This window comes from Flavobacteriaceae bacterium, assembly GCA_003443635.1.
Classification (GTDB): domain Bacteria; phylum Bacteroidota; class Bacteroidia; order Flavobacteriales; family Flavobacteriaceae; genus AU392.
The window spans coordinates 2,917,203-2,941,425 of sequence record CP031964.1 but is presented as its reverse complement, the minus strand read 5'-3'; the positions used below and the strand labels follow the sequence as shown (position 1 = coordinate 2,941,425).

At 30.8% G+C, this 24,223-nt stretch carries 27 protein-coding genes; 12 read left to right on the top strand and 15 right to left on the bottom strand.

What is annotated here, in order from left to right:
• The first annotated feature begins 280 nt into the window (after positions 1-280).
• The 4 genes from D1817_13535 (at position 281) to D1817_13520 (ending at position 5,915) form a co-directional block, all read left to right on the top strand.
• The gene (locus D1817_13535) at positions 281-2,329 is read left to right on the top strand and encodes a hypothetical protein (protein ID AXT20860.1); all 2,049 of its coding nucleotides are present in this window, start codon (positions 281-283) and stop codon (positions 2,327-2,329) included.
• A gap of 6 nt (positions 2,330-2,335) precedes the next feature.
• Entirely contained in the window at positions 2,336-2,983 is a 648-nt protein-coding gene (locus tag D1817_13530) for a DNA-binding response regulator (GenBank protein ID AXT20859.1), read from the top strand.
• 132 nt (positions 2,984-3,115) lie between these two features.
• Positions 3,116-3,754: a peroxiredoxin gene (locus tag D1817_13525; GenBank protein AXT20858.1), complete on the top strand. Its 639-nt coding sequence runs from the start codon at positions 3,116-3,118 to the stop codon at positions 3,752-3,754.
• A 109-nt stretch (positions 3,755-3,863) separates the two neighbouring features.
• Positions 3,864-5,915 carry a T9SS C-terminal target domain-containing protein gene (locus D1817_13520; GenBank protein ID AXT20857.1) on the top strand — a complete coding sequence of 684 codons (2,052 nt, stop codon included), beginning with the start codon at positions 3,864-3,866 and terminating at the stop codon, positions 5,913-5,915.
• 2 nt (positions 5,916-5,917) lie between these two features.
• Here D1817_13520 and D1817_13515 read toward each other — a convergent pair whose 3' ends face one another.
• The 3 genes from D1817_13515 to D1817_13505 all read right to left on the bottom strand — a co-directional run bounded on the left by D1817_13515 (position 5,918) and on the right by D1817_13505 (position 8,001).
• Positions 5,918-6,427 (bottom strand): hypothetical protein, encoded by a 510-nt coding sequence (locus D1817_13515; protein AXT20856.1) that lies wholly within the window; start codon positions 6,425-6,427, stop codon positions 5,918-5,920.
• A gap of 24 nt (positions 6,428-6,451) precedes the next feature.
• Positions 6,452-6,913: a pantetheine-phosphate adenylyltransferase gene (locus D1817_13510; protein ID AXT20855.1), complete on the bottom strand. Its 462-nt coding sequence runs from the start codon at positions 6,911-6,913 to the stop codon at positions 6,452-6,454.
• 110 nt (positions 6,914-7,023) lie between these two features.
• Positions 7,024-8,001, bottom strand: a complete 978-nt coding sequence (locus tag D1817_13505) for a D-alanine--D-alanine ligase (GenBank protein ID AXT20854.1) — start codon at positions 7,999-8,001, stop codon at positions 7,024-7,026.
• Between the two features lie 267 nt (positions 8,002-8,268).
• Between D1817_13505 and D1817_13500 the strand changes: the two genes are divergently transcribed.
• From D1817_13500 to yaaA, 3 genes are all read left to right on the top strand, one after another.
• Complete coding sequence (locus D1817_13500; GenBank protein ID AXT20853.1) at positions 8,269-8,823, top strand: PASTA domain-containing protein; 555 nt, start codon at positions 8,269-8,271, stop codon at positions 8,821-8,823.
• Between the two features lie 11 nt (positions 8,824-8,834).
• Positions 8,835-9,869, top strand: coding sequence for an RluA family pseudouridine synthase (locus D1817_13495; protein ID AXT20852.1), 1,035 nt, complete (start codon positions 8,835-8,837; stop codon positions 9,867-9,869).
• A 138-nt stretch (positions 9,870-10,007) separates the two neighbouring features.
• The gene (yaaA, locus tag D1817_13490; protein AXT20851.1) at positions 10,008-10,766 is read left to right on the top strand and encodes a peroxide stress protein YaaA; all 759 of its coding nucleotides are present in this window, start codon (positions 10,008-10,010) and stop codon (positions 10,764-10,766) included.
• A 17-nt stretch (positions 10,767-10,783) separates the two neighbouring features.
• On the opposite strand, the gene D1817_13485 is transcribed toward yaaA, so the two are convergent.
• Positions 10,784-10,930 carry a 30S ribosomal protein THX gene (locus D1817_13485; protein AXT20850.1) on the bottom strand — a complete coding sequence of 49 codons (147 nt, stop codon included), beginning with the start codon at positions 10,928-10,930 and terminating at the stop codon, positions 10,784-10,786.
• A 95-nt stretch (positions 10,931-11,025) separates the two neighbouring features.
• On the opposite strand from D1817_13485, the gene D1817_13480 reads away from it, so the two are divergent.
• Positions 11,026-11,748, top strand: a complete 723-nt coding sequence (locus D1817_13480; protein ID AXT20849.1) for a hypothetical protein — start codon at positions 11,026-11,028, stop codon at positions 11,746-11,748.
• Positions 11,748-12,428 carry a uracil-DNA glycosylase family protein gene (locus D1817_13475; GenBank protein ID AXT20848.1) on the top strand — a complete coding sequence of 227 codons (681 nt, stop codon included), beginning with the start codon at positions 11,748-11,750 and terminating at the stop codon, positions 12,426-12,428. Before D1817_13480 ends, D1817_13475 begins: the two co-directional genes overlap by 1 nt.
• Before the next feature lies 1 nt (position 12,429).
• On the opposite strand, the gene D1817_13470 is transcribed toward D1817_13475, so the two are convergent.
• Positions 12,430-12,798 carry a DUF427 domain-containing protein gene (locus tag D1817_13470; GenBank protein AXT20847.1) on the bottom strand — a complete coding sequence of 123 codons (369 nt, stop codon included), beginning with the start codon at positions 12,796-12,798 and terminating at the stop codon, positions 12,430-12,432.
• Between the two features lie 61 nt (positions 12,799-12,859).
• On the bottom strand, positions 12,860-15,118 hold the full coding sequence (locus tag D1817_13465; GenBank protein AXT20846.1) for a S9 family peptidase: 2,259 nt from the start codon (positions 15,116-15,118) through the stop codon (positions 12,860-12,862).
• A gap of 160 nt (positions 15,119-15,278) precedes the next feature.
• Here D1817_13465 and D1817_13460 point away from each other — a divergent pair, with 160 nt between their 5' ends.
• On the top strand, positions 15,279-16,556 hold the full coding sequence (locus D1817_13460) for an ATP-dependent RNA helicase RhlE (GenBank protein AXT20845.1): 1,278 nt from the start codon (positions 15,279-15,281) through the stop codon (positions 16,554-16,556).
• A gap of 11 nt (positions 16,557-16,567) precedes the next feature.
• Positions 16,568-16,798 carry a DUF2132 domain-containing protein gene (locus tag D1817_13455; GenBank protein AXT20844.1) on the top strand — a complete coding sequence of 77 codons (231 nt, stop codon included), beginning with the start codon at positions 16,568-16,570 and terminating at the stop codon, positions 16,796-16,798.
• Between the two features lie 204 nt (positions 16,799-17,002).
• Here the strand turns inward: D1817_13455 and D1817_13450 are convergent, their stop codons facing one another.
• The 6 genes from D1817_13450 to D1817_13425 form a co-directional block, all read right to left on the bottom strand.
• The gene (locus tag D1817_13450; GenBank protein ID AXT20843.1) at positions 17,003-18,319 is read right to left on the bottom strand and encodes a hypothetical protein; all 1,317 of its coding nucleotides are present in this window, start codon (positions 18,317-18,319) and stop codon (positions 17,003-17,005) included.
• 57 nt (positions 18,320-18,376) lie between these two features.
• Complete coding sequence (locus D1817_13445) at positions 18,377-18,667, bottom strand: hypothetical protein (protein AXT20842.1); 291 nt, start codon at positions 18,665-18,667, stop codon at positions 18,377-18,379.
• Complete coding sequence (locus D1817_13440; GenBank protein ID AXT20841.1) at positions 18,633-19,265, bottom strand: hypothetical protein; 633 nt, start codon at positions 19,263-19,265, stop codon at positions 18,633-18,635. The genes D1817_13445 and D1817_13440 overlap by 35 nt, the downstream gene beginning before the upstream one ends.
• Before the next feature lies 1 nt (position 19,266).
• A complete protein-coding gene (locus D1817_13435; protein ID AXT20840.1) occupies positions 19,267-19,764 on the bottom strand; it encodes a sigma-70 family RNA polymerase sigma factor in 498 nt (165 codons plus the stop codon).
• A gap of 71 nt (positions 19,765-19,835) precedes the next feature.
• The gene (locus D1817_13430; GenBank protein AXT20839.1) at positions 19,836-20,498 is read right to left on the bottom strand and encodes a hypothetical protein; all 663 of its coding nucleotides are present in this window, start codon (positions 20,496-20,498) and stop codon (positions 19,836-19,838) included.
• Positions 20,499-20,502: 4 nt separating this feature from the next.
• On the bottom strand, positions 20,503-20,994 hold the full coding sequence (locus D1817_13425) for a sigma-70 family RNA polymerase sigma factor (protein AXT21291.1): 492 nt from the start codon (positions 20,992-20,994) through the stop codon (positions 20,503-20,505).
• A 91-nt stretch (positions 20,995-21,085) separates the two neighbouring features.
• On the opposite strand from D1817_13425, the gene D1817_13420 reads away from it, so the two are divergent.
• Positions 21,086-21,487 (top strand): ACT domain-containing protein, encoded by a 402-nt coding sequence (locus tag D1817_13420; GenBank protein AXT20838.1) that lies wholly within the window; start codon positions 21,086-21,088, stop codon positions 21,485-21,487.
• A 5-nt stretch (positions 21,488-21,492) separates the two neighbouring features.
• Here the strand turns inward: D1817_13420 and D1817_13415 are convergent, their stop codons facing one another.
• The 3 genes from D1817_13415 to trpB form a co-directional block, all read right to left on the bottom strand.
• On the bottom strand, positions 21,493-22,110 hold the full coding sequence (locus tag D1817_13415) for a hypothetical protein (GenBank protein ID AXT20837.1): 618 nt from the start codon (positions 22,108-22,110) through the stop codon (positions 21,493-21,495).
• 36 nt (positions 22,111-22,146) lie between these two features.
• Complete coding sequence (locus D1817_13410; protein ID AXT20836.1) at positions 22,147-22,917, bottom strand: tryptophan synthase subunit alpha; 771 nt, start codon at positions 22,915-22,917, stop codon at positions 22,147-22,149.
• 106 nt (positions 22,918-23,023) lie between these two features.
• Positions 23,024-24,205: a tryptophan synthase subunit beta gene (gene trpB / locus D1817_13405; GenBank protein ID AXT20835.1), complete on the bottom strand. Its 1,182-nt coding sequence runs from the start codon at positions 24,203-24,205 to the stop codon at positions 23,024-23,026.
• Positions 24,206-24,223: the final 18 nt, after the last annotated feature.

The following is a 24,223-nucleotide window of genomic DNA, read 5'->3' as shown; positions in this document are numbered from 1 at the left end:
TCAAATTTAAACTCAACTAATTATTTTGTAAATATTATAAGCAATCAAGTTAATGTGATAAAAAATTGGTTAAAAAGCAGGGACTGCCTAAACTGTATTGATATGTATGCCTGGTTTGTGATAAAGAATTTACTATAGTAATTTTGATGTCAGACAAATGAAATAGATTGAAAATCAATTTATTATATGCTAACTTATTCTAAATGAATATGATCAGCATTATTATTTTATCTTTGAAACTATAGAGAGTACTAAAATTGTTTTAAAGTAGAATATTTAGATGACCAAAACCATTTTAAAGAATAGGTATATAAAACTTGTAATTTGCTTAGGATTGTGTTTTTGCATTTGGAACGGATATACACAAGATGCTAAACCTAAAAGACTAAAGACTTTAAAAAAAGCGATTGAGAACTCTGAAAAAGCTGAAAAACTTAAACTTTTAGACAGCCTTACCAATTTAGTAAAATATAAACCCGAACTCAAATACGATTCTATTGTAAAAGCGACAATAGAACATGCTATAGCTGTAGATTCGTTTAATTTAGCAGGATGGCATACGGCAAGTTTTATTTATCATCAAAATAGTATTTTAGAAAAGCCACAAGAAGGGTTAAAACTTTTTACTGATTTCCAACCTTATTTAGATAAATTAACCGATGAAAGATCTATAGGACGTGTATATCTTAATGTTGCTGATAGTCATTATTTTTTGGGAGAAATTGAAAAGTCAATCTCAGTTTATAATATAGCCAAAAAACACGCTTTAGCATCTCAGAACATTTCTTTAATTGGTTTTGTAAATTTATATAGAGGTTATGCTGAGGAAAAATTAGGGCTTTTTGCAGATGCATCCCAAAGTTTAAAAGAAGCAGCAAAGCGTTTTCAAGAAGTAAAAGACACGTTTAACATTGTTTCGGCTAAAAATACATTAGCAAATCTTTACAGTCGAAACTCTTTCTTTACTGAGGCAGCACAAGAACGGAAAGAAGCGGTATTTCTATCTGAAGAAACTGAAGATTACCCGCATTTGGTAAGCTTATATAGTAATGCCAGTATAGATTATAGAAAACAAAAAAAGCATCAACTTCGTTTAGAAAGTATTGAAGCAGCTTTACTTGAAAACTCAAAAATAAAAGACATAAGCACTCGATATGTATTGTTGTGTGATTTGGCAGTTACACATATAGATTTAGGGAATAGAGCAAAAGCTGAAATGTATTTTAATGAAGCAGAAGCTCTAAATGTGAGTGATGATTATTTTTTAAAAGAGATTTCTTATCTAAACGCAAAAAAACAGCTTTTATATAGTAAAGGTGCTTACCAAAAAGCACTAGAAGCTGGTAAAGCTCATTTAAAAATTTTCCAAAAACAAAAAAGATTTGAAGAAACCGTTTGGGCGCATCAGTTTTTAAATAAAACCTATTTAAAATTAGATAAAAAAGAAAAGGCTTATGAACATTTGGTAGCATCTACCACACTTAAAGATTCTATAGTAAATGCTCAAAATATCAAATCACTAGCCTATTATCAAACGCTATATGAAACAGAAAAGCGTGATTTACAGATTGAGAAACAACAAACTGATATTGCTTTACTGAATGAAAAAAATAAAATAAAAAATCAATGGATACTGATTGGCGGATTGGTATTATTTTCAGTTTTTGGGTTTGTATTCTTATTGCGTTCTAGGAATTTTGCTGTAAGAAAACAACGATTACAAGCCGATTTTTCTAAAAACCTGGTAAAAGCACAAGAAGATGAAAAAGCAAAAATAGCTTTGGATTTACACGATAGCGTAGGGCAAAAATTAATGTATTTAACTCGCGAAGTAAAAAGTAAAGATGATCAAGAACTGCAAGAACTAGCTTCTCAGACCTTAGAGAGTTTACGTGCTATTTCAAGAACATTACATCCGTCAACTATAGAAAAATTGGGATTTACTACCGCTTTAGAAGAATTATTGGAAGAAGTAAAGACACATACAGATATTATATTTAGTATAAAAACAGAAAATGTAGATCAAGAGGTTAATAGTCAACAAGCTTTATATTTATACCGCACTATTCAAGAGTTGTTAAGTAATGTGGTAAAACACTCAAGAGCAAAGAATGCTTTTTTTACTGTTTCAAAAACAGCTACAGAAATTCGTGTTGAATTAGAAGATAATGGCGTAGGTTTCGAAGTTGAAACAGTTCTAAAAAAAGGAAAAAGCCTAGGAATGCAATCTATATATGAACGTTGTTCTATTATTAATGCGACTTGTAAAATAGAATCGCATAAAAATAAAGGAACAAAAACGATTATTAGATTAACCCCGTTGAATTAAAACATCATGCTTAAAGAAAACATTACAATAATTTTAGCAGACGATCATCCTATAATGCGCAATGGAACGTTAAAGCTACTTCAAAAAGAGGGATATACTATTTTGGCAAGTGTAGAAGACGGAGCAAAAGCATTGACCCAATTAGTAGAAAAACGACCTAAAATTGCATTATTGGATATTGAAATGCCTTTGTTGAATGCTTTTGAGGTTATTAAAAAAGCTAGAGAATCATGCCCAAATACAAAGTTTATTACGATGACCTACCATAAAAGTAAAGGGTATTTACTACAAGCTATTTCTATTGGTGTTAATGGTTACTTACTAAAAGAAGATGGTATTCCTGAGATAAATAATTGTATTAGTCAGGTATTGGAAGACCATATTTATATTAGCACGTCATTTTCTGAAACTATTATTAAATCTGTAGAGCAGGAATTTAAAAAAATAAAATTACTCACACCTACAGAACGTGTCGTCGTCCGGTTAGTTTCAAAAGGAAAATCTTCTCAAGAAATAAGTGTTCAGCTATCAATGGCTACTCGAACCGTAGAAAAACATCGTAGCAATATTATTTCTAAATTAGGTCTACAACAAGATGCCAATATCATTGCTAAATGGGCTAATGAGCATAAAATTATTGTAGACTCTTTATAACTTCTCATATACGTACCCTACGTAATATTGTGTCATTCTACGTATTTGTTGACATAGCACAGTATCCTACATTTGTTTCATTAAAAACAATAAGGATAATAAATCTATTCAATAAATATAAATAAAGAGTATATGAAAACAATTCGATTAGGTGATGAAGCACCAAATTTTACAGCAAATTCAACAGAAGGAGAAATTAATTTTCACGAATGGCTTGGCGAAGGTTGGGGCGTTTTATTTTCGCACCCAGCAGATTATACACCAGTATGTACTACAGAATTAGGTACAGTTGCCAAATATAAAGATGCTTTTGCGCAGCGTAATGTAAAAGTAGTAGCACTTAGTGTAGATGACATTGATTCACACCATGGCTGGATTAAAGATATTAATGAAACCCAAAAGACCACAGTAAACTTTCCCATTATTGCTGACGAGGATAAAAAAGTATCGACCTTATATGATATGATTCATCCAAATGCTGATAACAATTTAACTGTGCGTTCAGTTTTTGTAATAGGAAATGATAAAAAAGTAAAACTCACGTTAACCTATCCAGCATCAACAGGGCGTAATTTTGATGAATTGCTACGCGTCATAGATTCTCTGCAACTTACAGCATACCAAAAAGTAGCGACACCTGCTAATTGGAATAACGGAGACGATTGCGTTATTGTGCCTTCTGTAGCTAATGATCAGATTCCCGAATTATTCCCTAAAGGTCATACTGAGATAAAACCATATCTAAGGATGACGCCACAACCTAATAAATAGATAGGTTTTATCAATTTTTCCTAAAACTATTTTAATCTAGCTATTACTCGTTGTCTACTTAGGTTATTATAAGAAAAGAGTTAAAAGCACACATTTAAAAAATTATAATATGAAAAGAAAATTACACATTCTATTTACAGTAGTTATTATAATGGTTGCTGTAAACCTTTCGTTTAGCCAAACTACCTATTTTGTAGATGCTTCCCAACCTGACGATTCTGGAGATGGAACTTCGTGGGCCACAGCAACAAGAAACCTACAACCAGCATTAGATGCTGCAGTAGTAGGTGATGAAATACGCGTGGCTTCTGGCACTTATTTCCCTACAGAATCCCCTGACGGGAATGTTACTGAATCAAGAGATAGAGCATTTCATTTTAATCGAAATATTACTTTATTAGGGAGTTTTAACCCAGCTACCAATACACAAGATTTAAGTAATCCTAGTATTTTAAGTGGCGATTTTAATACAGATGATGTGGTTACAGGTCTTGGTGAGAGTCTAAACATCACTGGTAATGCTGAAAATCCGTTTCATGTTCTTATTACAGCTAATCTTACTGATGCAACTACTATAAATGGCTTTACTGTACAAGGTGGTAATGCATCAGGAAGTGGAGACCTTACATACAGTAGTCAAAGTTTTCGTCGTGATAGTGGTGGCGGTATGTATCATCAACGTTCTTCACCTAATGTTAGCGATATGATTTTTTTTGGTAATTCATGTCGAGATCTAGGTGGTGGCTTATTTTACGAAGCGTTATTAGATATTCGTTTTACAGTGAGCAATGCCGTTTTTACTCAAAACCAAGCAGATTCTACAGCTGGTGGTTTGGGTATTTTAGGTGCCAATGGTGATAATGTTGTTGAGAATTCTATATTTAGAGGTAACAGGACTTTAGCAAGTGGTGGAGCAATGAGTACTTCATTTTTAACATTAGCATCTGGAACTACTGTTACCAATGTATTGTTTGAAGATAATGATGCTAGATCTGGAGGTGCAATATCCACCAGCGCTAGTGAGACCTTCATCGTAAAAAACTGCATGTTTTTAAACAATAGCGCAAGTCCTATTTCTGCTATAGATGAGGATGCAACCGGAGGAGCTATACGTATTCAGGATGGTGGTAATCCAACTATGATTGGGAATGTATTTATTGGAAATACTGCGTTTTGGGGTGGAGCGGTATTTGGTTCAGATTTAGGATCATCACCATCAAGTGCACGTCTTACAACCTATATCAATAATATTTTTTATAATAATATCGCTGACGAAATAGCTGGAGCTATATTTCATTTTAATCAACCATATAATATTATAAATAACGTGTTTATAGAAAATCGCACTGTTTTTTTAAGCGGCGCTTTTAGTACGATAGCTGTTGGTGGTACGGGTAATGGAGGTACTGGTTCTTTTACAAGTACAATAACTAACTCTACTTTTTTTGCAAATGGTATTAATGATAATAGCAATTTCGTAGTAGGTGGTAACTTTGACCATGAATTTAATAATAATGTTTTTTGGGGAGATCCGAATGGCAATGATGAAATTTTTGTTTCAAGTACTAGTGCTATAACAGGAAGAAACAATTTTGCTCAAAATTTTGAAGGCACAGGCTTTACTACCTTAACTAGTGATCCTTTTATTAATAGTAACGACCCTGATGGTCCTGATGATGTATTTGGCACCCTTGATGACGGTTTGTTTCCTGCAGAAAACAGCCCACTTATAGATGGAGGAGCCAATTTGGAATTACCGCTAGACACCTTTGACATAGACAATGATGGAGACACAACAGAACGACTTCCTATAGATATTACAGGCGCACAACGCATCGTACAAATAGGGGGTTTAAATAGAGTAGATGGAGGTGCTTATGAGTTTAATACAACGTTAAGTATAGGCGATAATGTGCTTAACAACAGATTATTGTTTTATCCTAATCCAGTACAAGATGAAATAATACTTCGTAATGAACAGAATTTAATATTAGAGAAAGTAGATATTTATGATATTACGGGACGTTTAATTCAAACATATGATATTAAAAACTTAAATAGGGAAACGCTATTGGATGTTTCATCATTAAACACAGGTAATTACCTTTTAATTATTACTGGCGATAGAGGTAGAATAACAAAAAAATTAGTGAAAGAATAATATTACCTCTGAAACCCTAACTTACGTGTTGTTTTTGCTTTTAAAAACTGTTGTAGTTGATTGTTATAAGAAGTTATAATACTTTCAAACAAAGCATCAAGAAACGGAGTATAAGATTTAGAATCTCCTTTTATGACTTCAAACTCTTTTTTCATATGTGCAGATTTCACAGAGAAGTTACCATTACTATTTTTTCTAAACATTAAATGAGCTAAAATTAACTCTTCTGGTAAAGTTTCTGGAGCTTTACAAACAGTAAGTCCAATTCCGAAATGCCAAAAATGATCTTGTTCTAAACGAATGGCATGTATGAGTGCAGATTGTACTAAATCAAACCCTTGTTGAGGATCAATACGGTATAACGAAAACTGACTATCGGGCACTTCGTAATATGTTTTGATCTCTTTTACGAACTCAATTGAAAACGTATGACAATCGGTTTTGTAATTTTCAAAATTAGTTTGTGCATTATCGTATGCTTTGCACAATTGGTGAAATTTGGAAGTTTCCATATAATATTAATAGGTTTAGAAAATTTAAGATTGTTTAATACGCACACTTTTAGGAACAAGTTTAGTGTAATCGCCATTATTTCTAATTACATCACGAACAATAGATGAAGCAATATATGATGTTTTTGCTGCAGTAAGTAAAAAAACGGTTTCTATAGGTGCTAAATCTCTATTTGTGTGAGCTATTGCTTTTTCGAATTCAAAATCTGCAGGATTACGGAGCCCACGTAAAATAAATTTTATACCAATTTCCTTGCAATAATCAACTGTTAAACCTTTGTAAGAAGTGACTTTTACTTTTGGTTCGTTTACAAATGCTTGCCTAATGAACTCCATACGTTCTTCTAAAGTAAACATATATTTTTTAGAAGCATTTACTCCTATAGCTACAGTAACTTCATCAAAAAGCTTTACACCACGTTTAATAATATCGTAGTGACCTAGTGTTAAAGGATCAAAAGATCCTGGAAAAATAGCTTTCTTCATATATGTCTCTTATGTAAGCTTAGGATAATTTTTATTAGAGAACTAATATAATATTTTAATTTGAAATTAAGATTATTACTAGTTGTTGTAAGAGCTTAGATTTTTTGAATTTAACTTTTTAAAGCTTCTTCAATGGCATTACCAAATAAATCTTCTAAAGATATTCCTGCAGCTGCAGCTTGCTGAGGTAAAATACTTTCTTTAGTTAATCCAGGTACTGTATTTACTTCTAATAAATGAGGCTCTCCATCTTTAAAAATAAATTCACTTCTGCTAAAGCCTTTCATCTTTAAAATTTCATATACCTGCTTTGCTACAACAGTTACTTTTTTTGCCATTTCATCAGAAATTCTAGCAGGAGTGATTTCTTGTGATTCGCCTAAATATTTAGCTTTATAATCGAAAAAATCATTTTCACTTACAATCTCAGTAATTGGTAATACTTTAGTTTTTCCTTTGTATGTGATTACACCAACAGAAACTTCAGTGCCATCCAAAAAAGATTCGATAATAACTTCATCATCTTCATCAAAAGCAGTTTTAACTGCTCTTTTTAAATCTTCTTTTTTATATACTTTAGTTATACCAAAACTACTTCCTGCTTTATTTGCCTTTACAAAACAAGGCAAGCCAACTTTAGCGATAATAGTATCTTCATCTAAAACATCTCCAAGATTTAAATAATAAGAGTCAGCAGTTTTAATACAATAAGGCTTTAAGACACTTAAGCAATCACGTTTATTAAATGTTAATGCAGCTTGATACATTCCACATGAGGTATGTGGGATATTTAATAATTCAAAATACCCTTGCATATAACCATCTTCACCAGGCGATCCATGGATTGCATTAAACACACAATCAAAGCGAATAACTTGATTTGCTACTCGTACGGAGAAATTATCTTTATTTACAGGGAATTCTCCATTATTAGCATCAACATATACCCATTTGTCTTTAAAAATATGAATGCGATATGCGTTGTATTTTTTCTTATCTAATGTGTCGTAAACTATATTTCCGCTTTTTAAGGAAATCTCATATTCGCTAGAATATCCACCCATAATAATGGCGATGTTTTTTTTCATTTAAACTGAAGTGATTTTAAAACTCAATAAACAACGAGATTAATCGTTTTGTAAAAATATCATTTATTTCATCTAAAAGAAACGAACGCCATAAAAATTAAATACTCAGATGACCTTTTTATATTTTTTGTACGTATATAAGATGTAAAAACAATTACTATTATATAACTAATTTAAAATCACTCAAAAACTAAGCTTAAAAACAACATTTAAACAACGGTTTAAAATCAGAAAATTGTTTAGTTTTGTTTAATATTCAACCAGACGATGCAAATTATTAAATTCCTTACCAGTAAAGTATTTTTAAAGCAATTAGCAATCGCAATTGTAGCAATTATAGTTTTATGTTTCCTTGTATTGTTTTGGTTAAAATCTTATACCAATCATGGTGAGTTTGTTGAAGTACCTTTATTAAAGGGAAAGACTTTAGATATCGTAGAGATTGAATTGAATGATAATGATCTTGAAATGGTAGTGCAAGATTCAGCAAATTACAATCCAAAATATCCTAAATATTCTGTGATTGACCAACAGCCAGATGGTGGATCTTTAGTAAAAGAAAATCGAAAAATTTACCTTACACTTAACCCATCTGGATATAAAAAAGTAGCAGTGCCAAATATTGTAAGACGTACTATTCGTCAAGCAAAACCAACTTTAGAAGCTCTAGGGTTTACTATAGGAAATATTACTTATGTTAATGATATTGGTAAAGACGAAGTGATACAAATGAAGCACAAAGGGAGTTCTATAAAAGAGGGAACTATGTTAGAGAAAACTTCTAAAATAGATTTGGTTCTCGGAAACGGGAAACGCCAATAACCCTTATTATTATGGATAATAATACGCTGCCTGAAGATAATAACGACCTTTACGAACACCATTCTTTTGTAGCTGAAAAAGGGCAGCAACCATTACGCATAGATAAATATCTAATGAATTTTATTGAGAATGCTACCCGAACTAAAATACAAGCTGCAGCAAAGGAGGGTAGTATTTATGTAAATGGAGAACCTGTTAAATCTAATTATAAGGTAAAACCTTTTGATGAGATAAAGGTGCTATTTTCACATCCACCTTATGAGTATTTACTAACACCTGAGAATATTCCTTTAGATATTATATATGAAGATGATGAGTTACTTGTAGTTAATAAACCTGCAGGGATGGTAGTACATCCTGGACATGGTAATTATTCAGGAACCTTAATTAATGCGTTGACTTTTCATTTCGAAAATTTGCCTAAAAACTCCGATGAGCGACCAGGCTTAGTACATCGAATAGATAAAGACACCAGTGGTTTATTAGTAGTTGCTAAAACTGAATATGCAATGACACATTTGGCAAAGCAATTTTTTGATAAAAGCAGTGAACGTGAGTATATTGCTCTTGTTTGGGGTAACGTTGAAAATGATGAAGGTACAGTCGAGGGGCATATTGGTCGTCATCCAAAAAATAGATTGCAAAATACAGTATTTGATGGAGATGACGCAGATGAAAGAGGGAAGCCAGCAATTACACATTATAAAGTTTTAGAACGTTTAGGATACGTTACTTTAGTATCCTGTAAGCTTGAAACAGGTCGTACACATCAAATACGTGTACATATGAAACATATAGGGCATACATTGTTTAACGATGAACGCTATGGAGGCGAACGTATTTTAAAAGGAACAACATTTACTAAATACAAACAGTTTGTTGAAAATTGCTTTAAAGTGCTACCAAGACAAGCATTACATGCAAAAACCTTAGGATTTATACATCCAAAAACCGGAAATAAGTTATCTTTTTCTCAAGAGCTTCCTGAAGATATGAAACAATGTATCGAGAAGTGGAAGATGTACACAAAACATTTAGATGGATAATTAGGAAAGTATTGAATATGCCTATACGACTATTATGAATAAGTGTAGCTTAAGGTTTCAAAACTAAAGGCTTAATTGTAAATTTGAATGTTTAAAAAATAGATTTCCACTTTTGTGGAAATGAAAAATACCTTTTCAATGAAATTAGTTATATCTCCAGCAAAATCTTTAGATTTCGAACGTGAATTACCATCACAAATCATAACCGAATCTTCTTTTTTAACCGAATCTGAGCGTTTAAATAAATTACTGAAAAAAAAATCGGCTAGAAGTTTATCTAAATTAATGAGTATTTCTGATGCATTGGGGCAACTTAATTATACTCGTAACCAAGAATGGTCTTTGCCATTTACAAATGATAATGCTAGACAAGCCGTTTATGCGTTTAGCGGAGATGTATATCGTGGTTTAGATGCTTATAGTATTCCTGAAAATAAAATTGAAACACTTCAGAATTCTGTTAGAATTCTTTCTGGGTTATATGGTTTGTTAAAACCTATGGATTTAATCCAACCGTATCGTTTAGAAATGGGAACAAAATTTCCAGTAGGAGTAAAAAAGAATTTATACGAATTCTGGAAAAAGAAAATTACCACTAAGTTAAATGAAGAGTTAGATGATAACGAATTATTTTTAAACTTAGCGAGTAATGAATATTTTAAAGCTATTGATACTAAAGCGTTAAAAGTACCTGTAGTTACAGCGCATTTTAAAGACCTTAAAAATGGAGAATATAAAATGATTATGACGTTTGCAAAGCAAGCAAGAGGTTATATGGCACGATATGTTGTTGATACTAATGCAAATAGTATTGATGACATTAAAAACTTTAATTATGAAGGCTATGGTTTTAGTGAAACAATGTCTACCGATACCGACTTAGTTTTTATAAGATAAATTGTAATTTATAAATATTATTTTTTTGCCGCTGTTTTTTTAGTAGTGGTTTTCTTTTTAGGTTTTTCGACAATTATAGGTTTAGCTTTTTTTCTCGGCCGTCTAACTCCAAAAGTACCTAAACTAATTTTTCCGCGTCTAGTTTTTTTATCACCTTTTCCCATTACATAATATTTTAAGTTTAAAAAAATATGTTATAAGATAGTGATTTTTTTAAAGATTGTTATTTTACTTACTTTCGTAGTTAAACAAAAACTGAATGTATTATTATTTTATTGTTGCATTGCAAGTGTTTTGTATATATCACTTATATAAAAACAGAAATGAATATTACTGGGTGTTTTTAATTCTTTTTCTACCTCTTTTAGGAAGCCTTATCTATTTGTTTTTAAAGGTATTTAATAGGCAGGATGTTGAAAGCATACAAAAGGAGGTCACAACAATTATTAATCCAGGAAAGAGAGTTAGTGATTTAGAAAAGCAACTTCAATTTTCAGATACATTTCAAAATAGAGTGAATTTTGCAGATGCACTCTTTGGTGTTAAAGATTATCAAAAAGCAATTCATCATTATAAAGAAACATTATCTTCAAGTTTTCAAGATGATTATTATGTGATAACGCAATTAATAACTTCATTTTTTGAAATTGAAGATTATAAGAATGTTGTTTTTTATGTAAATAAAATAAAAGATAAGAGAGAGTTTCAAAAATCTAAAATTCAATTCTTATACGGATTAACACTTGAAAAACTAAAACAATTAGATAAAGCTGAAATCGAATTGCGAAAAATAGATCAACGTTATTCATTTTATCAAGAACGTTTAATTCTTGCCAAATTTTTAATAAGTAGAAATAAGCAAGCAGATGCTAAAGAAATTTTGGAAGAAATTTATACAGAATCTGAACATATGACAAAGTTAAATAGGCAAACATATAGAGCGACAATTATAGAAGTCGAACAACTTTTAAATACACTATAATGTTTTTTCATAGACACCCATACCCACCTTTTATACAAAACGATACTACTAAATTAATTGTGGGTACGCTACCACCTCCACGGTTTTCTACAGGAGATTTATTAGAAAAAGATGTTGATTTTTGTTATGGTAGTTGTTATAATTCATTATGGTTAAAAATTGATAAAATTCATAATCTAAATTTACGATATGACAATTCTCAAGAAGCTGTACAAGAACGAAAAGCATTTTTAATAAAACATAAAATAGGAGTGTGTGATATTGTTGAAAGCGCTGAACGAGAAAAGATTGATGCTTCCGATCTTGGGATGAAAAATATTAAACTTAGAGATATTATAGGTTACTTAAAGCAATACCCTAATGTTGATACTTTGCTATTCACTGGAGGTAATAGTAAAAATGGACCAGAATATTTTTTTAGAAAGCATATAAAAGATTATAATATTAAACTGGAATTAGTCAGTAATGAAGTACCACGGATTCATCAATTTGTCATTCCAAACGAAGTGAAGGGGTCTGTACAAAATGTACGAACTGTTAAAACCGTATCTCTAACCTCAGGTTCAGGTGCAGCAAATGTTTCTATAGGAAGTATGCCATTGTACAAACAGTTAAAAGCTAAAAACCCAAAGTTTAACACGTTTGATTTTAGAGTAATGCAATATCGAGAGTTTTTTTAGTTTAAATTGGCTCCGAAATAAGTGTAACATATTCCATATTAAAAGCAATATATCCCTTTATTTTTTTAGCACGAGGTAATACACCTTCTTCTTCATAACTCCAAGCAAAATAATTATTAGTATAATCATCTTTAATATTCCAATAAGTAGCATCGCCTTTAATTGGGCAATGACTTTGACGTGAAGATTCTAATTCCAATTCCATTTTTAGAGCATCTTTTGGGAAATATAATACAGGATTATAAACACCTTTTCCAACTTCTTTTAAGATTAAAGCGTCGGTAGTTTCTGCTAATATATTCCCTTTATACTTTAAGGTCAACTTCCTGTTATAAGGATCGATTACTGCATAGTGTCTTTTTTCTTCCATTGTATTGATAATCTAGAGATTAATGAAAAATATAATTTGTATTACTCTAAATATAAGTAAATTAATTTGGAGGTGTATTTTTTAATATATAGTTTGTTAATAAGGTATATAAATGCCTACGCGTATTTCTTCCTTCATAAATTCCATGAGAACGATTTGGATATGGCATAAATTGAAACTGTTTATTTTGCCTGATTAATTCATTTATTAAAAATTCTGCACTTTGATAATGTACATTGTCATCTCCTGTGCCGTGTATAACAAGAAGGTTTCCTTGTAAGTTTTTCGCATATGTTAAAGGCGATCCATTTATAAAATCCTCTTTGTTTTCTTGTGGTAATCCCATATAACGCTCTTGATAAATATTATCATAAATTAATTGGTTAGAAACTGCTGCTACAGCTACCCCTGTTTTATAGATTTTAGGAAACTGAAACATGAGGTTTAAGGTCATTGAGCCACCACCACTCCAGCCCCAAACAGCAGTGCGTTCGTTATCTAAGTAATCCAACTTAAGGATTTCTTTAGCAGCTAAAGCTTGATCTCTTGTATTTAATACACCAATTTTTCTGTAAATACTTTTACGCCATGCACTTCCTTTTAAGCAAGGAGTCCCTCTATTATCCATATCAATAATAACATACCCTTTTTGAGCCATCATTATATTCCATAAACCCACTTGAGTATCTGTAGCTACTTGAGACCAAGGCTCACCATAGACATGAAATAGTACAGGGTATTTTTTGGAAGGATTAAAATTTATAGGTAAAACCATTCTTACATCAATTTCTATTCCTTCTTCAGTAGTTACTTTAGAGAATTTTATTTCAGGTAACTCAAGAGAAGTAAGTTTTTCTTTATAAGCCTTATTATCAATTAATTTTTTTAATGTTTTATGGTCTGGTAAACTTATAAACCTTACTGTTCTAACTTCCTTCGAGCTTTCATGAGAATGTACACCGTAAATACCATTAGGTGAGATATTATAATCATTAATGCCTTTAAAAGAATCAGGTGTTAAACGTTTTACTTTTCCTTTGCCTTTTAAATCAGTACTATATAAATAACGTTGTGTACTATTATTTGGAGATGCAATAAAGTATACATTTTTGTTAGTAGAAACTCGCATTGAAGCAACATCATAATCAAACGGTGTAATAAGTGTTTTAATTCCTGTTGAAATTTCTATTTTATAAATATGTCGCCATTTATCATTCTCTGTCATCCGTAAAAAAGAAGTTTTATTTTCTACAAGGGGTAAATCATTATTCCCCCAATTGTTAGCAGATATATCTGGGTACCCTAAATCTACCCATGTATCTTCTTTCTCAGTATAAATTTTTGTAAGCGCTTTTGTCGAAGGCTTATAAGACCATACAATTAATTGATTTTGATGACGATTCATTTGTTGAATCAATAATAAATCATCGTTTACCCATTGAATTCCAGGAATATAATTTTCTTTAGCTCCACCTTCTAATGGAACCCAAACTATTTTTTTGTTAGATAAATTTATAACACCTATTTTGGCTGATGATGGATCTTGGCCAACTTTAGGGTATTGTAAAGGAATAGGTTTAGAATAAATAGAATCAGTATTATTAATCATATAAAAAGTACCAATTTTTGAAGCATCTAATTGCCAAAAAGCGATATGTTCAGAATTAGGACTTAAGTTATACCCATCTCTTTTTCCGAATTCTTCCTCGTATACCCAATCAAATGTGCCATTAATTATTTTTCCATTTCCATCAAAAGTTAATTGTGTAATATCTCCAGATTGAAAATCTTCTTTATAAATATTAAACTTATGTACATAAGAAACAAAATTGTTGTTAGAAGAAAATTTTGCAAACATCAATGATGACGATTCGAGAGATTTTCCTAACTGCTTTAATTTTTTAGTAGTCAAATCATATACCCAATAATCTCCCTTTGTATTTGATCTCCAAACACGACTTGAATTAGTGAAAATTAATATTTTTGATTCATCAGAGGAAAGTGTAAAACTTTCTATAGGTAAAGATTTTCCATTTACTTTTAAGGATTCTGCTGATAGAAAAGATGTTCGCTCTTGAGAGGCACTTTTATAATAAATTAATTCATCTGCATTGGGAGAATTAACAGATTTTTCAATTGTAATAAAAGCATCTCCGTTTTCTATCCATTGTATTGTTCTTTCTCTTTGTTGGTTAAACTCTCTCGAATTGTATATTCTATCTAAAGAAAGCATTCTTGAATCTAAAGCATCTTGAGCTATTAGGTTATTAAAATTAAAAAGCACAATTATAAATGCAAAGTATTTAAATTTTCTATTCATAATGTTTAAATGAGAGTATATTAATATTAGAGATTTATTGTCAAATGATAATCAATTTTTCTTTCGAAATATAATAAAAAAAATACCGAATAAATAAGGTGTATCTTTGTACACTATTTCAAAATGGCATACATAATGCGCTATTTTTTAAATCATTTAAATGTCATTTAATTCACTAGGCTTATCTAATACTTTATTAAAAGCAATTAGTAAACAAGGATATACAAAGCCATCTCCTATACAAGAAAAAGCAATTCCTTTAATTTTAGAAGGGAAAGATATATTAGCATCAGCTCAAACTGGTACAGGTAAAACAGCAGGTTTTACATTACCAACATTACAATTGTTGTCTCAAAAATCACCTTTGCGGCATCGACCTGTACGAGCTTTAGTACTTACACCAACTCGAGAATTGGCAGCACAAGTATATAAAAATGTTAAAGATTATAGTGAGTTTTTAGAATTGCGTTCAGCTGTTGTTTTTGGAGGAGTCAATCAAAAACCACAAGCTGCTCATTTACGCCAAGGGGTAGATGTATTGGTAGCTACACCAGGAAGATTGATAGATTTGCACAACCAAAAATTAGTGTCACTTTCAAAAGTTGAGATATTAATCTTAGATGAAGCTGATAGAATGCTGGATATGGGTTTTTTAAGAGATATTGAACGTATTATAAAAATGATGCCAGTTAAGCGACAAAACTTAATGTTTTCGGCAACATTTTCAAAAGAGATTAAAAAGTTAGCAAATGGTATTTTACATCACCCCATTCAGGTAGAAGTTACACCAGAAAATTCAACAGTAGATACAATTAATCAAAAAGTGTATCGTGTAGCTAAAGCAAAAAAAGCAGGCTTAATAATTAAATTGATTTCTGAAGGTAATTGGAAACAAGTATTGGTGTTTACTAGAACAAAACACGGAGCTAATAATCTTTGCAAAAAGATGATTAAAAATAATATTACAGCAGCAGCAATACACGGAAATAAAAGCCAAGGAGCTCGAACAAAAGCTTTATCTGGTTTTAAAAGTGGATCTGTATGTGTCTTGGTAGCAACAGACATAGCAGCACGTGGCATAGATATCCCTTTATTACCACACGTAGTAAATTTTGAATTGCCAAATATTCCTGAAGATTATGTACATAGAATAGGTAGAACAGGAAGAGCAGGAGCTAGTGGTGAAGCTCTGTCTTTAGTGAGTGCAGATGAAACACAGTACCTGAGAGATATTGAAAAGTTAGTAGGGTTGAAGCTATCAAAAGAGATTATTGAAGGATTTGAACCCGATCCAAATGCATCTACAGAACCTGTAAAACAGGGAGGAAGAAGGCAATCTCGTAATTCAAGTCTAAGGTCAAATACAAACTCTAATAAAAATAGGAATAGACGACGGTCTAAACGTAACAATAGAGACTCTAACAAGAGAAGGAATTAAAAACAGATATTTTGAATCAACAACCTAATAATCCATTACACGGAATAAAACTAGAGCAGATTATTACAGACTTAGTATCATATTATGGTTGGGAATTTATGGGATATACGATAAATATTCGTTGTTTTACTCATGATCCTTCAGTAAAATCTAGCTTAAAATTTTTACGCCGAACACCTTGGGCAAGAACTAAAGTAGAAAAAATGTATTTAGAAATGCTCAGAAAAAGAAATAAATCTTAATGCTTAATTTTTGAAACTTTATTTAAGAATTAATCAACAGCTTTTTTTGACTTTTTTAAAAACGAAATGATTACTATAGCAACACCAAATCCAGTAACCCAATTCCCCCAATTAGGATGATTACTAAAAGAGCAAATTCCTAAAATGATACAAATGACCCCAAATAGTAACCATTTATTTTTTGTATTTTCTTTCTTCATAAATTTATTTAAGTTGACTTAAGAATTGCGTTACAGCTTCCCAATATTCTTCAGCTCCTTTTTGCCCAGTCCAAAGCGCACGAGAACCATGAAAACCAGTAGATGTTGGAATGAATTGCTGTTGATTAGTTTTTAATTCAGATTTACCAATCAAGGCGCCTAAGGTTGCTGCTTCTTGTTTTGAAGAAGTTACCAAAAATGGTTTTTCAATTTTAGAAAACACAGACATTAATGATGGTGCAACATTTCCAAAATAATCACCTGGACTAAAACCAATAATAGCTTTTACTTTATGGTTGTTTGTGCCTTCAAGGAGCGCTAAACTAGATGAAAACGAACTTCCCCATAAAATTATCTTTTGTTTGTACTTTTTATTAAGATAATCAATAGCTGAAGCAATATCTTGCTGCGCATCAATCATTTCAGGTTTTAATTCTTTTTCAATAGCACGCTGATTTGTATTATTTGACTTACCTCCAAAGTTTCCGCCAGAACGTAAATCTATAGCAAGACAATTGTACCCTAATTTGTTTAGTTTGGGAGCAATATCTGCATATTCAATTCTATTATACCCAGCCTGATGAGTCAATAATATAATGGGTTTTTTTTTGTCAACCTCATATAAATTCCCATTAATAGTTAATCCATCTGTAGCATTAAACTCTACCTCTTCAGGAGTATATTTATTTCCTAACTCTCCTGGATTTGGTAGTTGTACACTCTGTTGTTGTTGGCGTCGAGCTTCTGCTTCTTGTTTAATTAAATTTTCAACCAACTCTATTTTAGTGATTTTACCTATGGTATCAAAAAAGAGGTAAGATTCACGAATACCTAGCCCCACAAAATCATATTTTACTTTAGCCTTGCCTTGTACACTTTCAATAATAGACATGCTATTAAGTTTTGGTAAGTTTGTTACTATATTGCTCATGATTGCAGGTGTATTTGCTGCTGGAATTTGACCAAATTTTAATTCAGTACTCATATAAGGCTCTAAAGCTTTAGTGTTTTTATCAGCAAAACTCTTTGTAAATGCTTCAATTTGTTTGGAATAATCTTGAGCGTTTAATTGTAATGTTGAAAAAAATATTAAAGCTATTAATAAGTTTTTGTTTAATTTATGATTCTTGAATTTTTTGAAAAAAGTTGGATATAAATAAAATGTAAACCCAATTAATGATATAAATGCAGCAATATCTTCTACTAACTTATTCTCATTATTTATAAGGTTTAATATGCGACCTATGGTAATTATACTTGCGATAACAATGAATAATACTGCTAATTTTTGACTAAATTTAAGTTGTTTTATTATTTTCATTTTTAATAGAATTTGATTTAATCCACTAAATAGTGAGTTAAATTTATATGGACAGAATTACACTTTTTCTTTAATTTTTATTTTTAACTTAGGTATTTTGGAAATTAAAATTAGCAATAACCCTAAATCGAATATTAAAACTTCATAATACCAAGGCTCTGAATTTGGAAAAGTTAAAAATGCACTTAGCATTATTAATGTTCCTGTAATTTTAAAAATAATACTCCTTGTTTTTGGTTTCTTTATCATAGCTACTCTTGTTTGTAGTTCTATTATTTTAGTGACAAGAGTTTTTGAAATATGACAGTATACTTTACTTTTCTTTATCCAAAGTTTCAATAATAGCATCAATATCTTTAATGAGTGGTTCCCAATTTACTTTTGCAGCACGTTTATTCATTCTTATAATATAAATGCCATAGGCCAGTAGAAATACTGTGCCAATAATTTTTGCTAGCGGTTTTCTAACTAAAATAAACTCAGTAATAGGGTCGTTCAACTCTTTAATAATGGCATCTCCCCAAACAAAGATGGTAAAGCTAATAAATATTGGAATGAACATCCAATGTACGGTTCTGAGTAATTTTGACTGACGCAACATAAACACTCTTTGTTGTAATAATTGCGCTTTAATGGGTAAAAATAAGTTGCGAGTAAACTTACTTTTACGGTTATTATATAATCTAACTACAAAATAAATCATAGAAAGGATCATTAAAAAAGCTCCTAATTTTGACATGGAAAATGGAAGTTCTATTAAAATATAAATGTAAAAAACTACTCCAATTGCGCCAGCAATATACTCTTTCATATCTCTTCTACGTACAATACGTTCGCGATGTTCCATCTTATTTTTAAAATCTGTTATAAGAAGAGCATTATTAATTGTGATTTCTTCATTTTTAGAAGAACGTTTCCATATGTCTTTTAAATCTTGTTCTTCCATATTAATTCAATTTTGGATTGATACAATCAAATAAGCGTTGGCGTATTCGTTTCATTTTTACAGCAATATGATTTTCGGTCAAACCAGTGACTTCTGCTATTTGTTTATAAGACAGATCTTCTAAATACAAGATAACAATTGAAGTGTCACTTTCATTTAAAGAAGAAATACATTCCTTTAAAAACTTATATTTTTCAATTTGTGTTTCATCAATTGGATGTTCGATTGCCATAAATTGTATGGATTCAAACTGAATCGTTTTACCATTTTGTTTCTCTAACTTTAATTTTGAGCGCATACCTACATTTAAAGCAATGCGATACACCCAAGTATTGATATTGGATTTCCCTTGGAAACTTTTTAGTGATTTCCAGATTTGATATACCACTTCCTGGAATAAATCTTGTGGTTCGATGGGAGATATAGCATATATCCTACAAATACGATAGATTTTTTCTTTATTATTTTCAAGTACTTGTTGAAAATTTTGCTCTTGCACGTACTATTTTTTTAACTCTACTGGTTTAGTGACAGAAGTTAAGAAAATATGACAGAAAATATTGTTTTTAATTATTTAGCTTCTTTTTCAATTAAATCAATATCGTTTAAAGATCTTTGAAGAGATTTGATATAAGGATTATACTTTCTGTTTTGAAGGAATTTACCAATATTATATTTTATAATAAATAATATAATTGCTGTTATTGCTAGATAGAATACTCTTATATCGAAAATAAAGATTTCACTCTTAAATAAGATACGATATAGAATCCAAGTTGCAAATACAGGAACCCCTATGGCATCAGAGTAGATACCAAATTTTATAACACGGCCTAAAATTTTAATGACTTCTTGTAATGTTGTTTTTAGATTATCTGATGATTTTTGAAATTTTCCAATCGTACGGTAACTTACTATAATATTGATAAATGCAATCAATATAATTATACCCATTAAAAATAGTAATAAACTTACCTCAAATTTTGTGAGATAATCATCTAAAAAATAAGTTGAATCATTGTCATAATAAAATACCAAAGCAAGAAAAGGAGTAAGGATTCCAATAAAACCGAAGAACCACCTTTTAAATTGTAATTCTCTTTTTATTTTGGAAATGGTAATATTTGATTGTTTTTTTATTAATGCTTGAACTCCATTGCGATCGATTTCATATTTTATGCTTTCTGCATCAACGACCTTGGTCCATATAGATTTTAAATCTTGTAATTCCATATCGTTAACTCGTTAATGTTTTTTTTAACTTTACTTTAATACGATTAATTTTTACTCGTACGTAATTTTGAGTAATTCCAATAATTTCAGCAATCTCTTCATTTGATTTTTCATCTAAATGAAGCATCATAATGGCTTTCTCAATTTTATTAAGACGAGTAATTGCCATGTGCATTTGTTTTAAATGATCATCATAAATTGTATCTGTTTTTTCTTCTGAAATGTCTTTGAATGTTTCAGAAGAAGAAAATAAAGATTGCTTCTTTTTTGTTTTTCTAAAATCTTGGATAGCTACGTTAATTGCGACACGATACATCCATGTAGAGAATTTAGAATCTCCTCGAAATGAAGTATAGGATTTCCACAGTTGTATCAATATTTCCTGAAACAAATCTTTGCGGTGTTCTTCATCATTACAATACATTCTACAAACTTTATGTATAATGCCTTGAGATTCTGTGACTTTTTTGGTAAACTCTTGTTCTTGATTGTTTATTTTCAAGTTATTTTTAGCTTAGCTTTATTTTGTAAGTTAATATACAAGCTTTATAATTACAGTTTTTATAAACTATTTTACAAAAAAGAATATGAAGAGAGAGCTTAATTTAAAAATGATGATAAAAAGTATGAAACCAAAGCTTAATAGAGGGACATATATTTTTACCACTTTAAAGACTATTGATCATATTGATAGATCTGACATTATTTGTGAATTTAAAGAAGAGGAGGGTATTACATTAATAATACAAAAGGAAAAGGCAGACGAGTTAAATTTGAAATATGAGTTTGTGGCTTCATGGATTACATTAACTGTACACTCATCATTAAACGCTATTGGGTTAACCGCTGAGTTTTCTAGAGAGTTAACAAAACATCAAATAAGTTGTAATGTAATTGCTGGGTATTATCATGATCATATTTTTGTAAATGTAAAAGACAAAAATAAAGCTATAGAAGTATTGGAAAACCTTTCTAAAAATTATAAATAGAGATTTTAATTTTGTCGCTCATACTTCCCATAAAACCAAAGCTTTGGTGTGAGCGTAGTATCGTCATTATCATAATATCCATAACCAATAATTTCATAGTAATCTTTGGTTACAGTTTCATGAAAATATTCTATACGCTGAGGTGATGTTTTATTACTCTGCCAAATAATAGTTTCTTTATTAGGTGTACTTCCTTCATGAATAACAGTGTCATTAGGTTTTCTAACTACGCACCACATTTTACCATCCTGTATTTTGTTAACACCCTTACTTTGCTCTGTTTTTCCAGAGTCAGGATAAAAATCGGTAATAGTTACGTGTTGAAAATATGGACTTTCAGAAGTGTAAACTTGACTGACGTTAATAGTATTTACTGTTTTTGAAGCATTAATAAAACGAAGCATTGTTTCTTCATCTTGTAAATTAATATTATTTAATGCTTTTAGGTTTATGTCTTCTTTTACTAAAAATACTCCTTTCCAAGTGCCATCTAAAGGTTTGTAAACATTTGCAAAAACTTCGTCATTTTTTTGCACTTTGGGAGCATCTGTAATATTATCAATCTCAACTTGAGAAGAACAAGATGTTGTAATAATTAAAAGTAAAAAAAGAAATCGTTGCATAGTCTTAATATAATAGACAAACTATTGATTCAAAGCTTACAATTTAGATAAAATCTGTTTTACAAATGTATCAATTGTTGTTAGCCCCTCACTAGTTAAATGTTTAATAAAGGCGCTTCCTATAATAGCACCTTTAGCATATCGTGTAGCTTGTATAAATGTTTCATTATTAGAGATCCCAAACCCTATTATTTGAGGATTCTTAAGCTTCATACCTGCAATACGCTTAAAATAACTAGTTTGTTCAGCGCCAAAACCACTTTGACTTCCAGTTACACTAGCACTACTTACCATATAAATAAATCCATTTGATATAGAGTCGATAAAGTTAATACGTTCAACAGAAGTTTGTGGAGTAATTAAAAATACATTAATCAATCCATATTTTTCAAATGTAGCTTTATAATTATCATTATAAACATCTACTGGAAGATCAGGGATGATTAATCCATCAATGCCTACTTCTTGGCATTTTTTACAAAATGCTTCAACTCCAAATTGTAATATTGGATTAAAGTATCCCATAATGATTAGTGGAATATTAACTGTTTCTCTAATGTTTTTAAGTTGCTCAAAAAGTATTTCAGAAGTCATTCCGTTATGAAGTGCTTGAGTAGAACTAGCTTGTATTGTTGGTCCGTCTGCAAGTGGATCACTAAATGGTAACCCTATTTCAATCATATCAATACCACTTTTTTCCAAATTTTGAATAATGGAAACAGTATCATCAAGGTTTGGATAACCTGCTGTAAAATATATAGATAATAACTTTTTATCTTCTTGCAGTTTTTGATTAATTCTATTCATAATATTTTTGATCTGTCATTGCGAGACTTTTATTGAAATTTGTGGGGAATCTGTTTGAATTTTAGAAAAAGTTGGATAAGATTCCTTCACTTCGTTTGGAATGACATTATAATTTAAAATGTTTTATATAAGTATCTAAATCTTTATCACCACGACCAGATAAATTCATAACGATTATATCATCTGGTTGAAATGACTTTTGGTTGAAAATAGCTAGTGCATGTGAACTTTCTATGGCAGGAATAATACCTTCTAGTTTACATAACTCTAAGCCAGCAGTCATAGCTTCATCATCAGTAATAGCTATAAATTCTGCTCTTTTTGATTTGTATAAATGTGCGTGCATTGGTCCAACGCCAGGATAATCTAACCCAGCTGATATTGAGTAAGGCTCTGTGATTTGACCATCACTAGTTTGCATTAATAATGTTTTACTCCCATGAATAATTCCTTCTTTTCCTAAAACAGAAGTCGCAGCACTTTCACCAGAACTAACCCCTTTACCAGCTGCTTCAACAGCGAGAAGATTAACATTGTCATTATCTAAAAAATGATAAAATGCACCAGCAGCATTACTTCCACCGCCTACACAAGCAATAACATAATCGGGTGTGTTTTTACCTTCTTTTTCTTGTAGTTGCCATTTTATCTCTTCAGAAACTATTGATTGAAAACGTGCTACCATATCAGGATAAGGATGAGGACCTACAACACTACCGATAATATAATGTGTATTTACAGGATTGTTAATCCAATCACGAATAGCTTCGTTAGTAGCATCTTTTAATGTTTTACTTCCTGAGATTGCGGGAATTACTGTTGCTCCTAACATTTTCATACGGGCTACATTTGGAGCTTGTCGAGCAATATCAATTTCACCCATATATACAATACACTCTAAACCCATTAATGCACATACTGTAGCAGTAGCTACCCCATGCTGCCCAGCACCAGTTTCGGCAATAATGCGTGTCTTACCTAGACGTTTAGCCATTAATATTTGTCCAATAGTATTATTTACTTTATGTGCCCCGGTATGATTTAAATCTTCACGCTTTAAATAAATCTTGGTATTGTATCTTTCTGATAAACCCTTTGCATAATAGAGTGGGGAAGGGCGTCCTACATAATCTTTTAATAATTGATTGAACTCTTCTTGAAAAGAAGGCTCTGCCATTATTTTTAAATAATTTTGCCGTAACTCTTCTACATTGGGATAGAGCATTTCAGGAATGTAAGCACCCCCAAATTCTCCATAATACCCTTTATCATTAATGTTATAACTCATAATATTGTCATTCCTGCG

What these genes read in the sequence shown, in the direction of transcription:
- D1817_13535 (AXT20860.1), top strand. Translation starts at nt 281, where the DNA reads ATGACCAAAACCATTTTAAAGAATAGGTATATAAAACTTGTAATTTGC.
- D1817_13530 (AXT20859.1), top strand. Translation starts at nt 2,336, where the DNA reads ATGCTTAAAGAAAACATTACAATAATTTTAGCAGACGATCATCCTATA.
- D1817_13525 (AXT20858.1), top strand. Translation starts at nt 3,116, where the DNA reads ATGAAAACAATTCGATTAGGTGATGAAGCACCAAATTTTACAGCAAAT.
- D1817_13520 (AXT20857.1), top strand. Translation starts at nt 3,864, where the DNA reads ATGAAAAGAAAATTACACATTCTATTTACAGTAGTTATTATAATGGTT.
- D1817_13515 (AXT20856.1), bottom strand. Translation starts at nt 6,427, where the DNA reads ATGGAAACTTCCAAATTTCACCAATTGTGCAAAGCATACGATAATGCA.
- D1817_13510 (AXT20855.1), bottom strand. Translation starts at nt 6,913, where the DNA reads ATGAAGAAAGCTATTTTTCCAGGATCTTTTGATCCTTTAACACTAGGT.
- D1817_13505 (AXT20854.1), bottom strand. Translation starts at nt 8,001, where the DNA reads ATGAAAAAAAACATCGCCATTATTATGGGTGGATATTCTAGCGAATAT.
- D1817_13500 (AXT20853.1), top strand. Translation starts at nt 8,269, where the DNA reads ATGCAAATTATTAAATTCCTTACCAGTAAAGTATTTTTAAAGCAATTA.
- D1817_13495 (AXT20852.1), top strand. Translation starts at nt 8,835, where the DNA reads ATGGATAATAATACGCTGCCTGAAGATAATAACGACCTTTACGAACAC.
- yaaA (AXT20851.1), top strand. Translation starts at nt 10,008, where the DNA reads ATGAAATTAGTTATATCTCCAGCAAAATCTTTAGATTTCGAACGTGAA.
- D1817_13485 (AXT20850.1), bottom strand. Translation starts at nt 10,930, where the DNA reads ATGGGAAAAGGTGATAAAAAAACTAGACGCGGAAAAATTAGTTTAGGT.
- D1817_13480 (AXT20849.1), top strand. Translation starts at nt 11,026, where the DNA reads ATGTATTATTATTTTATTGTTGCATTGCAAGTGTTTTGTATATATCAC.
- D1817_13475 (AXT20848.1), top strand. Translation starts at nt 11,748, where the DNA reads ATGTTTTTTCATAGACACCCATACCCACCTTTTATACAAAACGATACT.
- D1817_13470 (AXT20847.1), bottom strand. Translation starts at nt 12,798, where the DNA reads ATGGAAGAAAAAAGACACTATGCAGTAATCGATCCTTATAACAGGAAG.
- D1817_13465 (AXT20846.1), bottom strand. Translation starts at nt 15,118, where the DNA reads ATGAATAGAAAATTTAAATACTTTGCATTTATAATTGTGCTTTTTAAT.
- D1817_13460 (AXT20845.1), top strand. Translation starts at nt 15,279, where the DNA reads ATGTCATTTAATTCACTAGGCTTATCTAATACTTTATTAAAAGCAATT.
- D1817_13450 (AXT20843.1), bottom strand. Translation starts at nt 18,319, where the DNA reads ATGAAAATAATAAAACAACTTAAATTTAGTCAAAAATTAGCAGTATTA.
- D1817_13445 (AXT20842.1), bottom strand. Translation starts at nt 18,667, where the DNA reads ATGCTATTATTGAAACTTTGGATAAAGAAAAGTAAAGTATACTGTCAT.
- D1817_13440 (AXT20841.1), bottom strand. Translation starts at nt 19,265, where the DNA reads ATGGAAGAACAAGATTTAAAAGACATATGGAAACGTTCTTCTAAAAAT.
- D1817_13430 (AXT20839.1), bottom strand. Translation starts at nt 20,498, where the DNA reads ATGGAATTACAAGATTTAAAATCTATATGGACCAAGGTCGTTGATGCA.
- D1817_13420 (AXT20838.1), top strand. Translation starts at nt 21,086, where the DNA reads ATGAAGAGAGAGCTTAATTTAAAAATGATGATAAAAAGTATGAAACCA.
- D1817_13415 (AXT20837.1), bottom strand. Translation starts at nt 22,110, where the DNA reads ATGCAACGATTTCTTTTTTTACTTTTAATTATTACAACATCTTGTTCT.
- D1817_13410 (AXT20836.1), bottom strand. Translation starts at nt 22,917, where the DNA reads ATGAATAGAATTAATCAAAAACTGCAAGAAGATAAAAAGTTATTATCT.
- trpB (AXT20835.1), bottom strand. Translation starts at nt 24,205, where the DNA reads ATGAGTTATAACATTAATGATAAAGGGTATTATGGAGAATTTGGGGGT.